General features: G+C 66.2%; 1 protein-coding gene. It reads left to right on the top strand.

What is annotated here, in order from left to right; translation table 11 throughout:
• Positions 1 to 22: 22 nt before the first annotated feature.
• Positions 23 to 544 (top strand): transporter substrate-binding domain-containing protein (locus tag AB4Y92_RS25405; RefSeq protein ID WP_441822136.1); only part of this gene is annotated, 522 nt, incomplete at its 3' end.

The following is a 544-nucleotide window of genomic DNA, read 5'->3' as shown; positions in this document are numbered from 1 at the left end:
GCCTGCCCAAGAGCTGAGGCCCTTGCGCCGCCGCGCGACAGCGGCGGCGCTGGTGTCCTTTAGCGAAGCGGCCAAATCTGGAACTGGAAAGACGATCATGATTGGGCGACGAGCCATTCTCTCGCTGCTGCTTGGGGCAGCCACCGCCTACTGGAATTCTGCCCCCGCCCTCGCGCAGCCCTTCGATCTCGGCCCGGAGCAGCCTGGCAGGCTTCGCGCCGAACGGAATCCCGAGGCAATCAAGGCCATCCCCAAGGGCTTTGCCTTTGTCGAGCCGGGCTCGCTCACCGTCGCGATAAGCCCGAGCGGCCCGCCGCTCGCCACCTATGCGACCGACGCCAGGACCGTGGTCGGCGCCGACCCGGACTTCGCCCAGCTCATCGCCGACAGCCTGGGCCTCAAGCTCAATCTTCTGCCGATCGCCTGGGCCGACTGGCCGCTYGGMSTSGCCTCSGGCAAATACGACGCGGTGATCTCGAATGTCGGCGTCACCGAGCAGCGGAAAGAGAAGTTCGACTTCTCGACCTACCGGCAAGGTCTGCAC

Origin of the sequence: Lysobacter sp. TAB13 (genome assembly GCF_052113885.1) — a bacterium.
In the GTDB taxonomy this organism is placed as follows: Bacteria; Pseudomonadota; Gammaproteobacteria; order Xanthomonadales; family Xanthomonadaceae; genus Lysobacter; species Lysobacter gummosus.
Note: the sequence above shows the minus strand (reverse complement) of the source record. Positions and strands in the feature narration are given on the sequence as shown.